Genomic DNA, 20,704 nt, shown 5'->3' on the forward strand with positions numbered 1-20,704 from the left:
CCTTCCCTTGCACTTTGCCCGGAAAAGGCGCTGGATAGGCAGCGCGAAGCGTGATTCCCGTCACGTGCCGCAGTTCGATTCCGCACCTCACCCGTCGGGAGCACGCGCATGAGTGTCGCCGCCGCGCAATGGGATGCTGCCCGCAGCCTGCGGCTGGCTTCACGCCTGCGTGCGGTGGAACCACGCCCGGAGGCCATGGGCATGGTGCGCGAGGGCATCCTGCGCCGCGCGGTGGGGCTGACCCTGGAGGCCACCGGTTGCAGTGCCCCGCTGGGTGCGCGCTGCAGCGTGGAAAGCGCTGACGGGCGCTGGGTGGACGCCGAAGTGGTGGGGTTCGCCGGTGACCGCACCTTCCTGATGCCCACCTCCGACCTGTCCGGTCTGCTGCCCAATGCCCGCGTGTTGACCCGGCCACGGCGCGGCGAAGTGGCGGTGGGCGAAGGCCTGCTGGGCCGCGTGATCGACAGCGACGGCATTCCGCTGGATGGCCGCCCGGTGCCGCGGGTGGAGGATTACACCGGCCTCACCGGCATCCAGATCAACCCGCTGATGCGTGAACCCATCACCCGGTCACTGGACGTGGGCGTGCGCGCGATCAACGCATTGCTGCCGATCGGCCGCGGCCAGCGCGTAGGCCTGTTCGCCGGCTCCGGCGTCGGCAAATCGACACTGCTCGGCATGATGACCCGCTACACCGCGGCCGACGTGATTGTCGTCGGCCTGATCGGCGAACGCGGCCGTGAAGTGCGCGATTTCGTGGAAAGCACGCTGGGGCCGGAAGGCCTGCGCCGCGCGGTGGTAGTGGCCGCCCCTGCCGACCGACCGCCGCTGGCCCGCCTGCATGGCGCACTGCGCGCCACCGCGATCGCCGAATGGTTCCGGGACCAGGGCTTGCATGTGCTCCTGCTCATGGACTCCCTGACCCGCTTTGCCCATGCCCAGCGTGAAATCGGCCTGTCGGTGGGCGAGCCGCCCACTACCCGTGGCTACCCGCCGTCGGTGTTCGCGCGCATGCCGGCCCTGGTGGAGCGTGCCGGCAACGGTGCCGACGGGCGCGGCTCGATCACCGCGTTCTACACCGTGCTGACCGAAGGCGACGACCAGCAGGAACCCATCGCCGATGCCGCCCGCGCCATCCTCGACGGCCACATCGTGCTGACCCGACGGATTGCCGACGCCGGCCTGTACCCGGCGATCGACGTGGAAGTCTCGGTCAGCCGCGTGATGCAGGACATCACCGACCCGGCCTGGCGCGCCCGCATCCGTCGCCTCAAGCAGCTGATGTCCGCCTACAACGCACAACGCGACCTCATCGCCATCGGCGCCTACCAGCGCGGCAACGACCCGCTGGTGGACGACGCATTGGCCTTGTGGCCGCAGATCCTGCAGTTCCTCGGGCAGGATGTCACCGAATCATCCGACGTGGCCGCCAGCCGTGAGGCCTTGGCCCGCTTGCTGGATGGCCAGATGGAGGCCGCATGACCCGTTCGCAACGCCTTGATCCCCTGCTGCGCGTCACCCAGCAACGCCAGGACAGCGTGGCCAAGCAACTGGCCGAACGCGACAAGGCGCTGACCGAGCAGCAGCAACGCCTCGACCTGCTGCAGCAATATGCCGACACCTATACCCCGGCGCCGGCCGGCAGCACGCTGGCGCCGGCGATGCTGGCCAACCACCTGGCCTTCCGCGCCAAGCTCGACGTGGCCTTGCAGCAACAGTCGCGGGCGGTGGATACCAGCCGCCAAGCCTGTGATGTGGAGCGCGCCCGCCTGATGCTGGCCAGCCGCGACAACAAGGTGCTGGAGCAACTGGCGGCGGCCTACCGCAGCGAAGAAACCCGCGTGGCGGGCCAGCGCGAGCAACGCGAACTGGATGACCTGGGCGGTCGGCGTGCACGTGCCGCCCGGGAAGAAGGTGAATCATGATGGGCCAGTCCGCCGCCCTGCCGCGCCCCGCCGGTCTGCCCGGCGTGTCGGCAGTCGCCCCCCAGGCGGCCGCCCAGGCCGCCCCCCAAGGTGACGCCGAGCCCGGCACCGCACCTGCCGATGCGGCGAGCTTCGATCTGCTGCTGGGCTTGGATCTGGCCGCGTCCACCAGTGGCGAACCCGGCCAGCCGGCAACCCCGGGTACGACCAAATTCCGCCCTGCCGGCACGCGCCTCCCACCGTCCGAAGCGGCCACGGCCGATGCCCCGTTGCTGCCCGCGCTGGCTCATCTGCCACCGTCCTTGTCGCCTACGCCCATCCCGGTGGCCGTTACCCCGCAGCCCGCGGCGGCACCGGTGGTCACCACCACGGCGGGCGGCGTGACTTCCACCGGTGCAGCGGCATCCCCGCAACCGGCGGTGCCGGCCGCAGCCGCACCCATGCAGGGTGTTGTCCCTGCCATCGCCGCCCCTGCCACGCCCGCCCCTGCCACGCCCGCCCCTGCCACGACCGCCCCTGTCGCAACTGCACCCGTCACGACTGCACCGGAAACGACAACCACTGCCTTCGGCTTCCCGGCAGGCAGCCCTGCCGTGCCGGACATCGATGCCGATGCAATCGGCCCGGCGAATGCCGCCCCCGCTGTCTTCGATGCACGGGACAACCAGCGTCCGGTTGCACCTGCACCGGCCCGGTTGGTGCCCTCGGCGTTTGTCGCGCAGCCTGCGGCCGCGCTGCCCCACCTGCCCACTCAGCCGGCCGTGCCCACCGTTGGGTTGCCCGCCAACGCCGGCATCGGCACACCCGCGCCCCCGCCCGTTTCCACCGTCGACATCCCGGCCGAACGCATGCCGGCAGCCGGCACGGCAAGCATGGTGACGGTGGCCTTTGCCGGCATGCCGGCGATGGCGGACGGACTGCGCAATGCCGATCCACCGGCTTCGCCGCTGCCACCGGCACACACCGACAACCGGCTGGCCGAATGGGCCACCCCGCTGGATTCCACGACCGCCATCACCTCCGGGGCCACCGCATCGAGAGGCACCGGTACGCCGGTCATGCGCGCCACGCCCGCCCACCCCGCGATCACTCCGCTTCCGGCCCCGGTGATGCCGGGGGGCGCGCCGATGGCGACAGCGGTACCCGTGCCGGCGGTGACGCTGACGCCCACCCCGGTGCCGGCAACCGCCCCGCCCTCGGCACCTGCCATCGGCTTGCCCACGCCTATGCCGCTGTCGGTGGCGGCATGGCCTCCCGGCCCTGCCGCACCCACCCCCTCGCCAGTGACCGCCGACACGGCGCCGCCACTGTTCGCCACGGCACTGGCGTTTGCCGCCGATGCGGGGACGCGCGGCAATGCCGCCGCCACCCCGGGCAACGAATTCGCCAGCACGGTCGCTGCCATCAGCGAGGCGTTGGGCGTGACGGCAGCGCCGCATGCCGGCCCGTCTGCGAGTGAACCTCCTCCGCATGCATTGCTGGCCACCGGCACCCCGCCACCGCCCGCCGTCCCGCTGACCCACGGCTTGTTGCCGGCGACGCCCGTGATGCAGGCCGCAGTGACGGCAGCCCCCGTGTTGGCACAACCGGCCGACCCGTCCGCCGGCTACGACGATCGCTTTGCCAACCATGTGTCGATGCTGGCCGGCCAGCGCATCACCCAGGCCACGATCCGGGTCAGCCCGGAGCACATGGGCACGATCGACATCCGCCTGCAAGTGGATGGCACGCAGGTGCGCGCCGAATTCCACAGCGCCCGCGCCGACGTGCGACAGACCCTGGAAGCCAGCCTGCCGCGCCTGCGCGACATGCTGGATCAGCATGGCCTGCAACTGGCGCATGCGGGGGTGGGCCAAGGCCGCGGCCAGGGCCAGGGCCAGCCGCAGGGACACACGCATCCCACCCAGCCGGCCGGCCATGACGAGGCGGGCATCCTGGTGTTGCCAGGCCAAGCCCCCAGCCCGTTGCCGCCGGATTTCCGTCACCCCCATCGGTTGCTCGACGTCTACGCCTGATCCGGCCACGGCAACGCGCGCCATTCAGCTTTGGCACATGGTTTGCATGACAGGGGCAAGACCTGATCCAGGATGGAGTGCCACGTGGCTGCAGCCCCCGCCAAACCCGCCCAATCCGCCGCACCGGCCGCCGTAGCCGTCGCCCCGCCGGCCCGGAAATCGCGCAAGCTGTTGTGGCTGATCCTGATTATCGTGCTGCTGGGGGGGGGGGCGCGGCGGCGTTCTTCCTGCTGCGCCCCAGCCACGCCGAGCCCAAGGTGCTGCCGCCAGCCCAATACATCGCGCTGGAGCCCGCCTTCATCGTCAATCTGGCGGATACCGATGGTGTCCGCTACCTGCAAGCCGATGTGCAGCTGCAGACGCGCGATCCCGACACCGTAGCCGCAATCGGCCTGCACACCCCGATCATCCGCAACCGCCTGCTGCTGCTGTTCGGGCAGCAAACATCGCAACAGCTCACCGGCCGTACCGGCAAGGAACGCCTGCAAGCACAGGCACTTGCGGAGGTGCGGGCGGTACTGAAGGCGCAACACGCCGCCAACAAGGTGGATGCGCTGCTGTTCACCAGCGTCGTGATCCAGTAACGGGACGCCGCGATGAGTACCGACCTGCTCAGCCAGGACGAGATCGATGCCCTCCTCCACGGCGTGGACTCCGGCGCGGTCGATACCGAACCGCCACCGGCGCCCGGCGAGGTGCGCCAGTACGATTTCGCCACCCAGGAACGCATCATCCGTGGCCGCCTGCCGACCCTGGAGATGATCAACGAACGCTTCGCCCGCACCTGGCGCATCGGCCTGTTCAACCTGCTGCGGCGCTCGGCCGACCTGTCGGTGCGCGGCATCGACATGATCCGCTTCGGCGAATACATGCATTCGCTGCACGTGCCCACCAACCTCAACCTGGTGAAGATGAAGCCGCTGCGGGGCACCGGCATCGTGATGTTCGAGCCGCGCCTGGTATTCACCGTGGTCGACAATTTCTTCGGCGGCAACGGCAAGTACCACACCCGCATCGAGGGTCGCGAGTTCACCCCCACCGAGATGCGGGTGATCCAGCTGCTGCTGAAGCAGACCTTCGCCGATTTCGCCGAAGCCTGGGCACCGGTGATGCACGTGGAGTTCGAATACATGAACTCCGAGGTCAATCCGCACTTCGCCAACATCATCAGCCCGCGCGAATACATCGTGGTGTGCCGCTTCCACGTCGACCTGGAAGGCGGCGGCGGCGAACTGCACCTGGCGCTACCGTGGTCGATGCTGGAGCCGATCCGCGAGCAGCTGGATGCCGGCGTGCAGAGCGACCGCATCGAGAAGGACGAAAACTGGATCCGCGCGATGCGCACCCAATTGCTGGATGCCGACATCGAATTGAGCAGCACGCTGGCCACGCGCCAGATCAGCCTGCGCGAACTCAGCCGGCTCAAGGTGGGCGATGTCATCCCCCTGGAGCTGCGGCCGACGGTGCCGATGCAGGTGGAGCACCTGCCCCTGTTCACCGGCGAGTTCGGCATCCACAACGGGCGTAATGCCGTGAAGATCACCGCCATCAATTCCCCCCGCACCCATCAGGACCCCGTATCCACGCCATGAACACCACCAGCAGCGATACCGATGCCTCACGCGCCGCATTCGACGCGTTGACCGCCGAGGCGACCACCGGCGGGAATGATCTCAATCTGGAAGTGATCCTCGACGTCCCGGTGACGTTGTCGCTGGAAGTGGGGCGCACGCGCATCCCCATCCGCAACCTGCTGCAATTGAACCAGGGCTCGGTGGTGGAACTGGAACGCGGTGCCGGCGAGCCGCTGGACGTGTTCGTCAACGGCACCCTGATCGCGCAGGGCGAGGTGGTGGTGGTGAACGACCGCTTCGGTGTGCGCCTGACCGACGTGGTCAGCCCGGCCGAACGCATCAAGCGCCTGCGCTGAGGACCGATGCAAACCGCCCCCGCCCCCGCCCCCACCCCCGCCCCCGCGAATGCGCCGGTTGCCAGTGCGCCCGCCGTGCCGCTGGCCACGCCGGCAGCCCCGCCGGCCGTGGTCGGCCTGCCGGCTCCCGTACGTCCCACCCATGCGCAGGCCTGGACGGCGCAACCGGTGCATCCTGCCTCGCCCAGCGCCGCCGGGTCGATTGGCGGCACCCTGTTCGCCCTGACGCTGGTGATCGGCCTGATCTTCGCATTGGCCTGGTTGGCACGGCGCATGCCGGGCGTGGCCGGACAGCGCGGCAACAATTTGAAAGTGGTCGCCTCGCTGGCGCTGGGTGCGCGCGAACGCCTGCTGGTGGTGGACGTGGGGGGCGCCCAGTTGTTGCTGGGCAGCGGCACCTCGGGCACCCGCCTGCTGCACCGGCTGGATGCGCCGCTGCCGGCCGCCGAGCCGCCGGCCCCGCTGCCGTTCGCGCAAGTGCTGGCACGCCAGTTGGGGAGGAAGGCATGAGCACGCGCCTGCATTCGATCCTGCTGGTCCTGCTGGCCGTGTGCCTGCTGGCCTGTGCCACGCCGGCGTTCGCGCAGGCTGCCGCACCCGCCGCCAGCCCCGCCACCACGCCGCTGGCACCGCCTGCCAACGCCACGCCGCTGCCGAACCTGCCGGCGGTGAACGTGGGCCAGATCGGCAAGGAGCCGGTGAGCATGCCGATGCAGGTGCTGTTGCTGATGACCAGCATCACCCTGCTGCCGGCATTGCTGCTGGGCGTCACCGCGTTCACCCGCATCATCATCGTGCTCAGCCTGCTGCGGCAGGCGCTGGGGACCGGGCAAACCCCTTCCAACCAGATCCTGCTGGCGCTGGCACTGTTCCTGACCGTCATGGTGATGCAGCCGGTGTTGAACCAGGCCTGGGCGGCGGGCATCGCCCCCTACCTGGACCACCAGATCGATTTCCGCACGGCGTGGGAAGCGGCCTCCACCCCGTTCCGCAGCTTCATGCTGGCGCAGGTGCGCGAATCGGATCTGATGACTTTCGCCGGCATGGCCGGCAGCGGCCCCTATGCCAGCCCGCAGGACGTGCCGTTCGGGGTGCTGGCCGCCTCCTTCCTGACCAGCGAGCTGAAGACCGCGTTCGAAATCGCGTTCCTGATCTACATCCCGTTCGTGATCATCGACCTGGTGGTGGCCAGCGTGCTGATGTCGATGGGCATGATGATGCTGTCGCCGATGCTGATCTCCGCACCGTTCAAGATCCTGCTGTTCGTGCTGGTGGATGGCTGGGTGCTGGTGGTCGGCTCGCTCGCGGCCAGCTTCAATCCCATTTAGCCCTACACTGCGGAGCCCCGCCATGACCCCCGAAGTCGCGCTGTCGCAAATCTCCCAGGGCCTGTACCTGGCCATGCTGCTGGGTGCGCCGCTGCTGCTGGCGGTGCTGGCCACCGGCGTGGTGGTGGGCATCCTGCAGGCCGCCACCTCGATCAACGAGCCCACCGTGGCCTTCGTCTGCAAGGTGGGGGCGCTGGTGGCCGCGCTGTCGCTGACCGGCAACTACCTGCTGGGCCGGCTGGTGTCGTTCACCACCGAACTGTTCCACCAGATCCCGCACCTGATCGGCTGACGCCGGCACGCCATGGACACCGTCACCCTCACCACGGCGGACGGACTGAACCTGTTTGCCCTGTTGTCGATGGTGCTGTGGCACTCAATCCGCATCGGCGCCGCCATCCAGGTCATGCCGATGATCGGTGCCCGCGGCGTGCCGCGACGGGTGCGGATGGTGTTCGTGCTGGCCTTGTCGGCCGCCTTGTCCGGGGTGCTGCCGCCACCGCCGCCTGCGGCGGTGGATGCCGCCACCGTGCTGAACGTGGTGCGCGAATTCGCCATCGGGGTGAGCATCGGGCTGGTGTTCAAGCTCGCCTTCGAAGCCGGCGCGCTGGCCGGCCAGTTCGCCTCGCAAGGCATGGCGCTGTCGTTCGCCACCATGACCGACCCCGCCAACCAGACCTCATCTCCGGTGCTGTCGATCTGGTTCTACCTGATCTTCGGGCTGGTGTTTTTCACCCTGAACGCGCACCTGGCCATGTTCCAGCTGCTGGTGGAAAGCTACCGTGCGCAGCCCATCGGCCAGCCACTGGCGGATCTGCAGGCGTTCCTCGGGGTGGTGCCGGCGTTTTTCCCGCTGGTGCTGAAGGCGGCGGTGACGTTGTCGCTGCCGGTCACGGTGGCGATGCTGGCGGTCAACATGGTGATGGGCGTGCTCTCGCGCGCGGCACCGCAGTTCAACCCGATCCAGATCGGCATGCCGGTGGCGCTGCTGGCGGGGCTGGCGCTGCTGGTGGTTCTGGCACGTGACTTGCTAGGGCCTGTGCAGGCGTTGTTTGGGCAGGCTTTCGAGGCCGCCCGCGCCGTCACGGGCTGAGACTGATGAGTGAAACCGCCGACCGCGAAGACCGCACCGAATCCCCTACCGGCAAACGCCTGAAACAGGCCCGGGACCGTGGCGACGTCCCGCGTTCGCGCGAGTTGGCCAATGTGGCGGTGATGGGTGCTTCGGTCATCGGCTTGCTGGTCCTGGGGCCGGGCGTGTCCACCGCCGCGCTGGACTGGATGCGCGACGCCCTGGTCTTCGATCCCGCCTTGCTCGACCAGCAGGACAGGCTGCTGCCGCATGCCGCAGTACAACTGGGCAAGCTGGCATTGTCCACGCTGCCGCTGGTGGCGATTGCCCTGGCGGCCTGCTTCATCTCCCCGCTGGTGATGAGTGGCCTGCATTTCAGCACTGAAGCGCTGGAGCCCAATTTCGGCCGCATGAACCCGCTGAAAGGCCTGGCCCGGATGTACAACCGCGAAGGTCGGGTGGAACTGCTGCGGGCGTTGCTGCGGGTGCTGCTGGTGGGGGCGGTGGGGTATTGGGTGCTGCACCGCGCGATGCTGTCGATGCCGCAGTTGCAGCAGGCACCGATCGAGCGGGCCATCGCCGACGGACTGGGCTTCATGCTGCACGCGCTGGCCTGGATGGTGGGCTCGATGGCGCTGCTGGCGGCGGTGGACGTGCCCTACCAGCGCTGGTCGCACCACGAAAAACTGAAGATGACCCGGCAGGAAGTGCGCGACGAGTTCAAGGAGAACGAAGGCAACCCGCAGGTCAAGAGCAAGATCCGCCAATTGGCCCTGCGTGCCGCGCAGCAGCAGATGATGGAAGCGGTGCCCACCGCCGACGTGGTGGTGGTCAACCCCACCCACTACGCGGTGGCGCTGAAATACGAGGCCGGCAAGATGCGCGCACCGAAGGTGGTGGCCACCGGCGTGGACGAAATCGCCCTGCGCATCCGCGAACTGGCCAAGGCCCACAAGGTCAGCATGGTGGAAGCGCCGCCATTGGCACGCGCCTTGTATCGGCATGCCAAGCTCGACCAGGAAATCCCCGTGCAGCTCTACGCCGCCGTCGCCCAGGTGCTCTCCTACGTGTTCCAACTGCGCCGCTGGCACCCTTCGCACGGGCCGATGCCCAGCTTGGCCTCGATTGCCGTGGACCCGGCCTTCGATGACGGGAAGACGCCGCGATGAGCACCCTGCCCGGCAATACCCCGCAAGGCGGCGCGATGGCGTCGCTCACCCGCGCGCTGCGCTCCGGGGCCGCCGCGCCGGTGGTGGTGCTGGCGATGCTGTCGATGGTGGTGGTGCCGCTGCCGCCGTTCCTGCTGGACATCCTGTTCACCGTCAACATCGCGCTGTCGCTGATGGTGCTGCTGGGCGTGGTGTACGTGCGCCGGCCGCTGGAGTTCTCCATCTTCCCCAGCGTGCTGTTGATGGTGACGCTGCTGCGGTTGTCGCTGAACGTGGCCTCCACCCGCGTGGTGTTGCTGCATGGCCACCAGGGCGGCGCGGCGGCTGGCCACGTCATCGAATCGTTCGGCAACTTCGTGGTCGGCGGCAGCTATGCGGTGGGCATCGTGGTGTTCGCCATCCTCACCATCGTCAACTTCGTGGTGGTGACCAAGGGCTCCGGGCGCATCTCGGAAGTGTCGGCGCGCTTCATCCTCGACGCCCTGCCCGGCAAGCAGATGGCGATCGACGCCGACCTCAACGCCGGCCTGCTGTCACGCGAGGAAGCCAAGCTGCGCCGCGAGGAAGTGCGCAACGAAGCCGATTTCTACGGCTCGATGGACGGTGCCAGCAAGTTCGTCCGCGGCGATGCCGTGGCCGGCCTGCTGATCCTGGCCATCAACATGGTCGGCGGCGTGCTGATCGGTATCCTGCAACACGGGTTGGGCTTCGGCGAGGCGATGCAGACCTACACCCTGCTGGCCATCGGCGACGGTCTGGTGGCGCAGCTGCCGGCGCTGCTGGTGTCCACCGCGGTGGCCATGCTGGTGACGCGTGCCACCCGCGAACAGGAAATGGGCGAAGCCGTCAGTACGCAGATGTTCGGCCATCGTCGCGCCCTGGTCGTGGCCGCGTCCCTGCTGGGCATGATCGGGCTGGTGCCGGGCATGCCCAACGTCCCGTTCCTGCTGCTGGCCGGCGTGCTGGGTTATGCGGCGTGGCGGATGAAGGAACCGGAGGAAGGCACGGCCGCCGCCGAGGCCGGTGCCGAAGCCGCCGCCGGCGGCTCGCCGCTGGCGGAGTTGAGCTGGGATGAAGTCGCCCCGGTCGAACCGCTGGGGCTGGAAGTGGGCTACAAGCTGATCGCATTGGTCGACAAGACCCAGGGCGGCGAATTGCTGACCCGGCTCAAGGGCGTGCGCCGCAAGCTGACCCAGGACCTCGGCTTCCTGATCCCGGCGGTGCATGTGCGCGACAACCTGGAGCTGGCCGCCAGCCAGTACCGCATCCTGGTCCACGGGGTGCCGGTGGCCACCGGCGAACTGCATCCGGAGCGCATGCTGGCGCTGGACCCCGGGCGCGTGTTCGGGCCGCTGGAAGGCATTCCCGGCAAGGACCCGGCGTTCGGGCTGGACGCCGTGTGGATCTTGCCCAGCCAGCGCGCCCATGCCGAATCGCTGGGCTATACCGTGGTGGATGCCGGCACCGTCATCGCCACCCATCTGTCGCACCTGGTGCGTGAGCGCGCCGCCGAACTGCTGGGCCATGACGAAGTGCAGCAATTGCTGAACAGCGTCGGCAAGACGTCGCCCAAGCTCGTCGAAGACCTGACGCCGAAACTGCTGCCGATGTCGGTGGTGGTGCGGGTGCTGCAATCGCTGCTGGCCGAGCACGTGCCGCTGCGGCAGGTGCGGCGCATCCTTGAAGCCATGCTGGAGCACGGCATCCACACCCAGGACCCGTCGGCACTGACGGCCGCGGTACGGGTGGCGCTGGGCTCGTTCATCGTCCAGGAACTCAACGGCATGGCGCCTGAACTGCCGGTGTTCACCCTGGCCCCGCAATTGGAACGCATCTTGCAGGACTCTGTCAGCGGACAAGGTGCCGCGATGGAACCCGGGCTCGCTGAACGGTTGCACCAGAACCTCAGCGAGTGCGTGACCCGGCAGGAGCAACGCGGCGAGCCCGCGATCCTGCTGGTTCCCGGCGGGATCCGCGCGGCGATTTCGCGGCTGGTGCGCCACAGCGTGCCGCAACTGGCGGTCCTGGCATATGCCGAGGTACCGGAGGACAAGCGGTTGCGGTTGCTGGGGGCGGTTGGCTGAGGTGATCGGTCCGCGTCCGCAGGCAGCTTTCCTTCCACATCCGGATCACGACCATGAGAATCAAGCGTTTCACCGCCCCCGACATGCGCACCGCGCTGCGGCTGGTGCGCGAAGAACAAGGGCCGGATGCCGTCATCCTGTCGAACCGCCCGTCGTCCGATGGCGTTGAAGTGGTGGCCGCCACCGATTACGACGAAGCACTGGTGCACCAGGCCCTGCGCAACATGGCCACGACCGAGGCCGCCGATGCGCAGGCCAGCAGCCTGCTCGCCAAGGCGGTGGCCGGTGAACGCGTGCAGGGCCGCGCCGTGTTCCGCATCGATGGCGAATCCGCCATGCCCGCCACTGCGGCGGCGGTCGCGGTCGCCCCCGTACCGCGCGAACGCACGCCCAGCCGGCTGGAACAGGTGATGGCCGTACTCAAGGCCCCGAAGCCCGCCGTGCCAGCTGCCGCGCCAGCCCCCGTGCCGATGGCCGCCACCACCAGCCAGGCCGACTTTCGCAACGATGACGACATCCCGGCGGTCGACTTCGCCGAAGCCCTGCGCCGCGCCAACCCGCAAGACACCCTGCCCGCGCCGCCCCCCGTGCCGGCGATGGACAGCGAACCCCCGCTGGCCGACATCGGCGCACATCCCGCGCCCGTCGCCACCCCGCGCATCGACGAGGCCCCGGCCCTGCGCGCGGTGGCCACCGATCCCGCCGTCACCGCCCTGCGCACCGAACTTTCCGCCATGCGCAAGGTGATTGAACGCGAGCTGGGCCAGTTCGCGGTGGAACGCATGCGCGGCGCACCCGCCCGCGCCGCCGCCCTGGATGCCCTGGAAGCGTTCGGCCTCGACGCCCCTCTGGCGCAGCAACTTGCCGCCCGCATCGACCCCGGTCTGCCCGCCGATGCCGTGCTGCCACCCCTGCGCGCGGAACTCGCCGCGCTGTTGCCGGTGGCCGAGGACGAACTCCTGGAAGCCGGCGGCGTGATCGCCCTGCTGGGCCCCACCGGCGCCGGCAAGACCACCACCATTGCCAAACTGGCCGCCCGGTATGCCGCGCGCCACCGCGCCCGTGACGTGGCACTGGTCAGCACCGACGGCGAGCGCGCCGGTGCCCGCGAACAACTGCATGTGCTGGGCCGTCGGCTGGGCATCACCGTCTGCGACGCCGACAGCCCCGACGCCCTGGAACGGGTGCTGGCGCAGCTGGCCGACTATCCGCTGGTGCTGATCGACACCGCCGGCCACGGCCTGCGCGACCGCGCCCTGCTGCGCCAGATCCTGTGGATGCGCGCCGCCAGCAACATGCGCAGCCTGCTGGTGCTGCCGGCCAATGCGCACCCGGCCGATCTTGCGGAATTGCTGCGTCGGTACCGTCCGGCGGCGCCGGAAGGCGCAATACTCACCAAGCTGGACGAAAGCGTTTGCCTCGGGGCGGCGCTGTCGGTCCTGATCCAGCACGAACTGCCGTTGGCCTACATGACCACCGGCCAAGGCGTGCCGGACGACCTTGAACTGGCCGATGGCCCGCGCCTGGCGGCATTCCTCGACCTCCCGCGCCGTGGCAACACGGCCATCCCCCACAACGACGAAGGCCACCATGCATTCGCCTGACCCCGCCCGTAACGCGAAAGACATCCCCGCCGCGCCGCGTGTCATCGCCGTCACCGGCGGCAAGGGCGGCGTTGGCAAGACCACCGTCTCCATCAACCTCGCCATGGCCCTGCTGCACGCCGGGCAGCGCACGCTGCTGCTGGACACCGACCTGGGCCTGGCCAACGTCGACGTGATGCTGGGGCTGTCGCCGCACTTCACCCTGGCCGACGTGTTCGCCGGGCGTTGCGAACTGCGCGACACCATCCTCGAAGGCCCGCGCGGCCTGCTGGTGGTGCCGGCCGCCTCCGGCAAGCGCCACATGACCGAACTGCTGCCACAGCAGCACGCCGGGCTGGTGCATGCCTTCTCGCATCTGGACATCCCGCTGGACGTGATGGTGGTGGACACCGCCGCCGGCATCTCCGACAGCGTGCTCACCTTCTGCCAGGCCGCGCAGGACGTGGTGCTGGTGGTCTGCGACGAACCCGCCTCGGTCACCGACGCCTACGCCTTGATCAAGGTGCTCAGCCGCGACCGTGGCGTCACCCGGATCCAGGTGCTGGCCAATCAGGTGCCAAACCCCAACGAAGGGCGTACGCTGTTCGAGAAGTTGGAACGGGTGACTTCGCGCTTTCTCGACGTGACGCTCTCGTACCTTGGCGCGATCCCGCGCGACGAATGGCTGCGGCTGGCCGTGCAGCGGCAGGAAGCGGTGGTGGATGCCTTCCCCACCGCCCCCGCCTCACTGGCCTTCCGCGACATCGCCCGCAAGGTCGGCCAATGGCAGGCGCCGCAGGGGCCGCGCGGGCACGTGGAGTTCTTTACCGAACGTCTGATTGCCGCCCAAGGGAGTGCCTGCGCATGATGAATACCGGAGCCGCTCAATACCGTGCACAGCAGACCGGCGATGCCTCTGCCATCATCGGGCGACACTCCGAACTGGTTCGACGCATCGCCCACCATCTCGCCGCGCGCCTGCCCTCCAGCGTGGAAATCGACGACCTGATCCAGGCCGGCATGATCGGCCTGCTTGAAGCGGCGCGAAATTTCCAGTCCGACCAGGGCGCCACCTTCGAGACCTACGCCTCGATCCGCATCCGCGGCGCCATGATCGATGCCATCCGCGCCGGCGACTGGGTGCCACGCTCGGTGCACCGCCGCTATCGCGACGTGGTGGCCGCCACCCGCGCCATCGAACAGCGGGAAGGCCGGGCCGCCACGGCACAGGAAATTGCCGCGGCTCTGGGCATGAGCGTGGACGACTACCACGCCGTCCTGCAGGACGCCGCCCGCGGCCAGTTGCTCAGCCTCGACGAATACGCCGAAGAGCACGACGGCGAGCCACGGCTGGGCCAGCAGGAAAACATCACCCCGGCGCGCCGCTTCGAGCAGGGCGCCTTCCGGACGGCGCTGGGGGAAGCCATCGACAATCTTCCCGAACGCGAAAAAATGGTGCTCTCGCTGTACTACGAGCAGGACATGAACCTGCGCGAGATCGGCGCAGTGCTCAACGTCAGCGAGTCACGGGTCTGCCAGATCCACGGCCAGGCCATGCTGCGCCTGCGCGCACGGCTCACCGACTGGCGCAGCGAGGTCGATGCCGACGACGAATGAATGCCGCCACCTTGGTGGATGCAAAACCGGCAACAGGTCACATCAAGTTTTCCGTGACACGGCCGATACCCGTGACGCATACCTACAGGACTCACTATGGACAAGGGCATCCGCATCCTCATCGTTGACGACTTTTCGACCATGCGCCGCATCGTCAAGAACCTGCTCAACGACCTGGGTTTCACCAACACGGCGGAAGCGGACGACGGCACCACGGCGCTGGTCGAACTGGGCAAAGGTCACTTCGACCTGATCATCACCGACTGGAACATGCCCGGCATGCCCGGCATCGAACTGCTCAAGGCAGTGCGCGCCAACCCGGCGTTCTCCAAGATCCCGGTGCTGATGGTCACCGCCGAATCCAAGCGCGAGCAGATCATCGAGGCTGCACAGGCCGGCGTGAACGGCTACGTCATCAAGCCTTTCACCGCAGCCACGCTGGAAGACAAGCTGTCCAAGATATTCGAACGCATGGGAGCCACCGCATGAGCACGCCCTCCCGCCCGCCGTCCATCCCCAGTGACGATGCCACCGTCGTCGAACGCCTGCACGCCGCGATGGCCGCGCTGGAGCAAGGCGATGCCAACGCCTGGCAGCACCACATCGACTCGCTGCTGGAGTGGCGCCGGCAACCGGTGGTGGAAAGCCTGGTCAAGCTGGCGCGCGAGCTGGACGACCTGGAGCGCGCCATCGAAGTGCGCATTCCCACCGCGCAGCAACCGCCCGGCGGCCTGCCGGATGCCTGCAGCCGGCTGGAGCACGTGGTGAAGATGACCGAGGAGGCCAGCATGCGCACCCTCGACCTCGCCGACGAATGCCGCACCCTGCTGGGCACCATCGGCCCCGAACACGAGGCCACCGTGGACGCCATCCGCACCCGCCTGTCGGGCATGGTGGAGGCGCAGAGCTTCCAGGACCTGACCGGCCAGATCATCCAGCGCGTGATCCAGTTGATCCGTTCGCTGCAAAGCGGGCTGGGCGACATCCAGGCATTGCACAGCACGGATGACAAGGGCCACGGACCGAGTGTCAGCGGCGTCGACCCGCCCGCCGCCACCCAGGACGAGGCCAACGATCTGCTGGCCGCGCTCGGGATCTGACCATGGCGTCGGACGGCTACGACGCCCGCGCGGATTTCCTCGTCGAAGCGCGCGAGATCCTCGACCGCCTCGGCGAGCAGGTGGTGGCGCTGGAACAGGATCCCGGCGACCGCGCGGTTCTCGATGCGGTGTTCCGCGGCTTTCACACCATCAAGGGCGGGGCCGGCTTCCTCGACCTGCCGCCGATGGTGACGCTGTGCCATGCGTTCGAAGACCGCATCGATGCCGCCCGCAGCGGCACCCGTGCACTGGATGCGGCCGCCTTCGACGGTGCCCAGCGCGCGGTGGACCAGCTGCTGGACATGCTGGAAGCACTGACCCGCGGCGAAGAGCTCGCCGCCGTGGACGCCGCCTTGCTGCGCCAAGTGCGCGGCGAAGACGCGCCGGCGGCCGCCCCGGCGGTGCCGATCGAATTGCCGGACAACCTCGACGACCTGGATTTCGATGCCTTGCTGGACAGCTTGCATGGCGTCGGCGTGATGCCAGGCGAGAACCCGGCCGTGCCCGCCGCACCACCGCCCGCCGCCAAGCCCGCCGCCAAGCCCGGCACGGCAGCCGAAAAGGCCGACAAGCCCGCACCGCCGGCAGAAGCCGAGCTGACCGTGCGCGTCGACGTGCGCCGGCTGGATGCACTGGTCAACCTGGTGGGTGAATTGGTGCTGGCGCGCAACCGCCTGAAGACCCTGCGTCCGGGCATGCACGACGAAAACCTCGACCGTGCGGTGACCGCGCTGGACACCGTCACCGCCCGCCTGCAAGGCGCGGTGATGTCGGCGCGCATGCAACCGGTCAGCCGCGTTTTCACCCGCTTCCCGAAGCTGGCGCGCGATGTCGCCCGGCAACTGAAGAAGCAGGTCGACCTGGTGGTGGAAGGTGCGGAAACCGAGCTGGATCGCAACCTCGTCGAAGCATTGGCCGACCCGTTGGTGCACCTGGTGCGCAACGCCATCGACCACGGCATCGAAATGCCCGATGCCCGCCGCGTCGCCGGCAAGCCGGAGATGGGGCGCGTGCGGCTGGCCGCGCAACAGGAAGGCGACCACGTCTCCATCGAAGTCAGCGACGACGGTGCCGGCATCGACCCCGACGTGATTCGTCGCAGCGCCATCCGCAAGGGCGTGATCGATGCCGAATCCGCCAGCCGGTTGTCCGCCGACGAATGCCTGGCGCTGATCTTCCTGCCGGGCTTCTCCACCCGCGCCGAGGTTTCGGACCTGTCCGGGCGCGGCGTCGGCATGGACGTGGTGCAATCGAAGATTCGCGAACTCTCCGGGCAGGTGCAAATCCAGTCCGAGCCCGGCGAAGGCACCCGCTTCATCATCCGCGTGCCGCTGACGTTGGCCATCCTGCCCACCCTGCTGGTGGAACTGGGCCACGACGTCTATGCCCTGCCGCTGGTGCGCGTGCTGGAAGTGGTGGCGCACGACGAGACGCAGGTGTTGTGGATGGACGGCCAGAAAATCCTCGACCTGCGCGAGCGCCCGCTGGCGGTGCTGTCGCTGCGCAACTGGCTGGGCATGCCGCGCGATGCCGCGGAAGCCACCCGCGGGGTGGTGCTGCAAGCCGGGGAGCAACGTTTCTGCCTGCTGGTGGATCGCGTGCTGGGCCGCGAGGAAGTGGTCATCAAGGCACTGCCGCGCAGCCTGCGTGGCCTGCGCGGGTATGCGGGCGCCAGCCTGATCGGCGATGGTCGCATGGCACTCATCATGGATGTGGACGCGCTGCTGGAATCCGCGCAGCGCAGCTCAAGCGCAAGCGCGCGCGGCCGATAGCGATGAACATATGGATATCCTCAGCATCATCGGCGCGATCCTCGGGCTGGTCGCCCTGATCGGTGGCAGCATCCTCAAGGGTGCCGGCATCTCCGGCCTGTGGTCCCCCGCCGCGTTCACCATCGTCATCCTCGGCACGATCGCCGCGATCCTGCTGCAAACCCCGATGCACTCGTTCAAGCGGGCGCTGAAAATCGTGGCCTGGGTGTTCCGGCCGCCGCCGCAAGACCACGTGGCGGTGATCGCGTTGATGGTCGAATGGAGCACCACGGCGCGCAAGCAAGGCTTGCTGGCATTGGAACCGCTGCTGGAAAAGCAGGCCGACCCGTTCCTGCGCAAGGGCCTGCAAATGGTGGTGGACGGCGTGGAGCCGGACACCATGCGGCAGATGCTGGAAATCGAATCGCATGCACAAAGCCAGCGCGACATCGCCGCCGCCAAGGTGTTCGAGGGCATGGGCATCTACGCGCCCACGCTGGGCATCATCGGCGCGGTACTGGGCCTGATGGCGGTGATGAAGAACCTCGCCGACCCCAGCAAGCTGGGCCACGGCATCGCCGCCGCCTTCACCGCCACCATCTACGGCATCGCCTCGGCCAACCTGCTGTTCCTGCCGATGGCGTCCAAGCTCAAGGGCGTGATCCACCGCCAGGAAGTGGAGCGCGAAATGCTGATCGAAGGCCTGCTGGCCATTGCCGAAGGCGAGAACCCGCGCAACATCGAAGCCCGCCTCAACGGCTTCGTGCACTGAAGGCGCGCGCATGGGCAAACGCCGCCACCAGCACGAGGAACACCTGAACCACGAGGCATGGGCAATCCCGTATGGCGACCTCATCACCCTGCTGCTGGCGTTTTTCGTGGTGATGTACGCGATTTCCTCGCTCAACGAAGGCAAGTACCGGGTGGTGGCCGACTCGCTGTCGGCCGCGTTCGGCGGTGCGCCGCGCTCCATCAAGCCGATCCAGGCCGGCCAGGTGCAATTGCGCGGCGGGGATTTCGACCATCCTTCGGTGATCGATACCGGGGCCCGGCGTGGCCCCGCCCGCGCCACGCCGGTGGAAGTGCCGATGCCGCTCAATCGCCGCGACCGCGACACGCAGGCCGGCCAAGGCGGCGAAGACCCGGCCAAGGCCGGCCAGCGCGAGCAGGCCAGCCAGCAGCAACTGCACGCGCTGGGCGACAAGATCGAACAGGCGTTGTCGGGCCTGGTGCAAAGTGGCCTGGTGCGCGTGCGCCGTGGCCACAACTTCCTGGAAGTGGAAATCCAGAGCGACCTGCTGTTTCCCAGCGGCGTGGCCACGCCCACCACGGCGGCACTGGATACCGTGCGGCAGCTGGCGGTGGTCCTGCGCGACGTCCCCAACGCGGTGCGGGTGGAGGGCTATACCGACAACCAGCCCATCCATACGACGCAATTCCGCTCCAACTGGGATCTTTCCTCGGCCCGCGCCACCAACGTGGTATACGAGCTGATCGCCACGGGCATCGCGCCGTCGCGATTGGCGGCAATGGGCTATGGCGAATACCAGCCGATCGCCGACAACACCACTGACAGCGGCCGCAGCACCAACCGACGGGTGGAACTGGTGATCCTGGCCGCGGCGGAAGGCGTGGACAGTGTGATGGCCGGGCTGGATGCACGCGCCACCCAGCCCGGCGCCACGTCGCCGGCGGCAGGCATGAACAACGGAGGACACTGATGCGGACCTGGGCGATCGCCAACCAGAAAGGCGGCGTGGGCAAGACCACCAGCTCGTTGTGCCTGGCCCGCTGCCTGGCCGACCAGGGCCGGCGCGTGCTGCTGGTCGATCTCGACCCGCACGGCTCGATCACGCGCGCCTTCGGGGTGCCCGTGGAACCGCCGCCGCAAGGCACGCATGAACTCTTCAATGGCGAACCGATCGACAAGCTCGCCCACCATTCGGGCTACCCGCATATCGACCTGATCGCCGCGCAGCCGGCCATGGCCACGCTGGAACGCCGCAGTGCCACGCAGCCGGGACTGGGGCTGGCCCTGCGCCGCGCCCTGCTGGATGCGGACGACCAGTACGACTACGCCCTGCTGGATTGCCCGCCCACGCTCAGCCTGTTGCTGGTCAATGCGCTGGCCGCCTGCGACCGCCTGATCGTGCCCACCCAGGCCGACCCGTTGGCCCTGCACGGGCTGGAAGGCATGCTGCGCACCGCCGCCATGGTGGAACGCTCGCGCTCGCGGCCGCTGGCGCGGCAGATCCTGCCCACCTTGTTCGACCGCCGCACCCGTACCGGCCAGCAAACCCTGGAACACATGCACACCTATCCGGGCGTGGGCGTCTGCCCGTTCCCCATTCCGGTGGACACTCGCCTGCGCGATGCCATGTCGCTGGCCTCGCGCGAGCACCTCTACGGGCGCGGCATGATCGCCTACGAACACGCACTGCAATGGCTGCTGGATACCGCACCCAGCGAAGAGGAGGCCGCCTGATGTGCCCGCACGCTGCCACCCCGCCGCCTCATGACCCAAGCCAGCCGGTGGACGATTACCTCGCAGCCCTGCTGGGGCCGGCGCCGGTTGCGCCCGCCCCCCCGGCTCCGATCCCGGATGCACCGGAACCGGCACCGGAACCGGCCCAGGAACCGGCAGCGGAACCGGCAGCGGAACCGGCAGCGGAACCGGCAGCGGAACCGGCAGCGGAACCGGCAGCGGAACCGGCAGCGGAACCGGCAGCGGAACCGGCAGCGGAACCGGCAGCGGAACCGGCAGCGGAACCGGCAGCGGAGGACACCCTGCCCCCGCTCGATGCCAACGCAACCGCTGCGGTGGAGGCATCCGAAGCCTCCGGACACGCGATGCCGGACACTGCGGGCGCGGCCAACCCCGACACCGTGGCCGCCGATGCACCTGCCGCAGCGGACGCCGATCCGGTGCCGGCCGTCGACCCGGGCCTGGTCGCCGCCCTGCTGGCGGAATTCGACGCCGAATTCGCGCCGGCCGTGGTGGCCGGCAGTGCCGCCACCGATGCCTTGCCAACGCCGGCAGGCGCAAGCGAAGACGTCGCGCCTGTCGCCCTCACCCCGCCGCCGCTCCCCCCCCCACTGCCACGCCCCACCCCCCACCCCCCCCCCCCCC

Annotated in this window: 21 protein-coding genes and 1 pseudogene; all 22 read left to right on the forward strand. The window is 68.8% G+C overall.

What is annotated here, in order from left to right; all coding sequences use genetic code 11:
* Positions 1-108: 108 nt before the first annotated feature.
* The gene (locus tag ACE3OK_RS11055; RefSeq protein ID WP_374249596.1) at positions 109-1,482 is read left to right on the forward strand and encodes a FliI/YscN family ATPase; all 1,374 of its coding nucleotides are present in this window, start codon (positions 109-111) and stop codon (positions 1,480-1,482) included.
* Positions 1,479-1,925 (forward strand): flagellar export protein FliJ, encoded by a 447-nt coding sequence (gene fliJ, locus ACE3OK_RS11060; protein WP_374249597.1) that lies wholly within the window; start codon positions 1,479-1,481, stop codon positions 1,923-1,925. Before ACE3OK_RS11055 ends, fliJ begins: the two co-directional genes overlap by 4 nt.
* Positions 1,922-3,940, forward strand: a complete 2,019-nt coding sequence (locus tag ACE3OK_RS11065) for a flagellar hook-length control protein FliK (protein WP_374249598.1) — start codon at positions 1,922-1,924, stop codon at positions 3,938-3,940. Before fliJ ends, ACE3OK_RS11065 begins: the two co-directional genes overlap by 4 nt.
* A gap of 173 nt (positions 3,941-4,113) precedes the next feature.
* Entirely contained in the window at positions 4,114-4,524 is a 411-nt protein-coding gene (gene fliL / locus ACE3OK_RS11070) for a flagellar basal body-associated protein FliL (RefSeq protein WP_374249599.1), read from the forward strand.
* 12 nt (positions 4,525-4,536) lie between these two features.
* The gene (fliM, locus tag ACE3OK_RS11075) at positions 4,537-5,532 is read left to right on the forward strand and encodes a flagellar motor switch protein FliM (RefSeq protein ID WP_374249600.1); all 996 of its coding nucleotides are present in this window, start codon (positions 4,537-4,539) and stop codon (positions 5,530-5,532) included.
* Positions 5,529-5,870: a flagellar motor switch protein FliN gene (gene fliN / locus ACE3OK_RS11080; protein ID WP_374249601.1), complete on the forward strand. Its 342-nt coding sequence runs from the start codon at positions 5,529-5,531 to the stop codon at positions 5,868-5,870. The genes fliM and fliN overlap by 4 nt, the downstream gene beginning before the upstream one ends.
* A gap of 6 nt (positions 5,871-5,876) precedes the next feature.
* Positions 5,877-6,380: a flagellar biosynthetic protein FliO gene (gene fliO, locus ACE3OK_RS11085; protein ID WP_374249602.1), complete on the forward strand. Its 504-nt coding sequence runs from the start codon at positions 5,877-5,879 to the stop codon at positions 6,378-6,380.
* Positions 6,377-7,198: a flagellar type III secretion system pore protein FliP gene (fliP, locus tag ACE3OK_RS11090; RefSeq protein WP_374249603.1), complete on the forward strand. Its 822-nt coding sequence runs from the start codon at positions 6,377-6,379 to the stop codon at positions 7,196-7,198. Before fliO ends, fliP begins: the two co-directional genes overlap by 4 nt.
* 22 nt (positions 7,199-7,220) lie before the next feature.
* On the forward strand, positions 7,221-7,490 hold the full coding sequence (locus ACE3OK_RS11095; protein WP_374249604.1) for a flagellar biosynthetic protein FliQ: 270 nt from the start codon (positions 7,221-7,223) through the stop codon (positions 7,488-7,490).
* 12 nt (positions 7,491-7,502) lie between these two features.
* Positions 7,503-8,291 carry a flagellar biosynthetic protein FliR gene (gene fliR / locus ACE3OK_RS11100; protein ID WP_374249605.1) on the forward strand — a complete coding sequence of 263 codons (789 nt, stop codon included), beginning with the start codon at positions 7,503-7,505 and terminating at the stop codon, positions 8,289-8,291.
* 5 nt (positions 8,292-8,296) lie between these two features.
* Positions 8,297-9,439: a flagellar biosynthesis protein FlhB gene (gene flhB / locus ACE3OK_RS11105; RefSeq protein WP_374249606.1), complete on the forward strand. Its 1,143-nt coding sequence runs from the start codon at positions 8,297-8,299 to the stop codon at positions 9,437-9,439.
* Positions 9,440-9,474: 35 nt separating this feature from the next.
* Positions 9,475-11,523: a flagellar biosynthesis protein FlhA gene (gene flhA / locus ACE3OK_RS11110; RefSeq protein ID WP_374249620.1), complete on the forward strand. Its 2,049-nt coding sequence runs from the start codon at positions 9,475-9,477 to the stop codon at positions 11,521-11,523.
* A gap of 53 nt (positions 11,524-11,576) precedes the next feature.
* On the forward strand, positions 11,577-13,127 hold the full coding sequence (gene flhF, locus ACE3OK_RS11115) for a flagellar biosynthesis protein FlhF (RefSeq protein ID WP_374249607.1): 1,551 nt from the start codon (positions 11,577-11,579) through the stop codon (positions 13,125-13,127).
* Positions 13,114-13,974: a P-loop NTPase gene (locus tag ACE3OK_RS11120; RefSeq protein WP_374249608.1), complete on the forward strand. Its 861-nt coding sequence runs from the start codon at positions 13,114-13,116 to the stop codon at positions 13,972-13,974. The genes flhF and ACE3OK_RS11120 overlap by 14 nt, the downstream gene beginning before the upstream one ends.
* Positions 13,971-14,723 carry an RNA polymerase sigma factor FliA gene (locus ACE3OK_RS11125; protein ID WP_374249609.1) on the forward strand — a complete coding sequence of 251 codons (753 nt, stop codon included), beginning with the start codon at positions 13,971-13,973 and terminating at the stop codon, positions 14,721-14,723. The genes ACE3OK_RS11120 and ACE3OK_RS11125 overlap by 4 nt, the downstream gene beginning before the upstream one ends.
* Before the next feature lie 96 nt (positions 14,724-14,819).
* Entirely contained in the window at positions 14,820-15,212 is a 393-nt protein-coding gene (cheY, locus tag ACE3OK_RS11130) for a chemotaxis response regulator CheY (RefSeq protein ID WP_374249610.1), read from the forward strand.
* Entirely contained in the window at positions 15,209-15,823 is a 615-nt protein-coding gene (locus tag ACE3OK_RS11135; RefSeq protein ID WP_374249611.1) for a protein phosphatase CheZ, read from the forward strand. Before cheY ends, ACE3OK_RS11135 begins: the two co-directional genes overlap by 4 nt.
* 2 nt (positions 15,824-15,825) lie before the next feature.
* Positions 15,826-17,595: a chemotaxis protein CheA gene (locus ACE3OK_RS11140; RefSeq protein ID WP_374249612.1), complete on the forward strand. Its 1,770-nt coding sequence runs from the start codon at positions 15,826-15,828 to the stop codon at positions 17,593-17,595.
* Between the two features lie 10 nt (positions 17,596-17,605).
* Positions 17,606-18,346, forward strand: a complete 741-nt coding sequence (locus ACE3OK_RS11145; RefSeq protein WP_374249613.1) for a flagellar motor protein — start codon at positions 17,606-17,608, stop codon at positions 18,344-18,346.
* Between the two features lie 10 nt (positions 18,347-18,356).
* A complete protein-coding gene (gene motD, locus ACE3OK_RS11150; protein ID WP_374249614.1) occupies positions 18,357-19,295 on the forward strand; it encodes a flagellar motor protein MotD in 939 nt (312 codons plus the stop codon).
* Complete coding sequence (locus ACE3OK_RS11155; protein ID WP_374249615.1) at positions 19,295-20,059, forward strand: ParA family protein; 765 nt, start codon at positions 19,295-19,297, stop codon at positions 20,057-20,059. The genes motD and ACE3OK_RS11155 overlap by 1 nt, the downstream gene beginning before the upstream one ends.
* 365 nt (positions 20,060-20,424) lie before the next feature.
* Positions 20,425-20,704 (forward strand): annotated as a pseudogene (locus ACE3OK_RS11160) (hypothetical protein); the annotation flags it as partial.

The organism is Thermomonas sp. (assembly GCF_041905325.1).
Taxonomy (GTDB): Bacteria; Pseudomonadota; Gammaproteobacteria; order Xanthomonadales; family Xanthomonadaceae; genus Thermomonas.